At 58.5% G+C, this 234-nt stretch carries 1 protein-coding gene; it reads left to right on the top strand.

Translation table 11 applies throughout. The features are described from left to right. A partial coding sequence (locus SB816_RS35115) for a transposase (RefSeq protein WP_410548637.1) occupies positions 1-234 on the top strand: 234 nt, incomplete at both ends.

Genomic DNA, 234 nt, shown 5'->3' with positions numbered 1-234 from the left:
AGGGCAACTTCGGTCGGCGCACTACGCGCCCAGCTCGACGCGTTGCTCGAGCCCCAACTGATCATGCTCGACCATTCAGGGCGTGGCTGGCCAGGCATACGCGTTACCACATGCACTTCACGCCGACCTACTCAAGCTGGCTGAATCAGGTTGAACGATGGTTTGGCCTGATTACACAGCAGGCGATCCGTCGAGGGTCGTTCAAGAATGTGCGCCAACTTATTGCCAGCATCG

The organism is Achromobacter sp. SIMBA_011, from assembly GCF_046535435.1.
GTDB classification, from domain to species: domain Bacteria; phylum Pseudomonadota; class Gammaproteobacteria; order Burkholderiales; family Burkholderiaceae_B; genus Achromobacter; species Achromobacter dolens.
The sequence above is the reverse complement of the archived record's forward strand: the minus strand, read 5'-3'. Positions and strand labels throughout refer to the sequence as shown.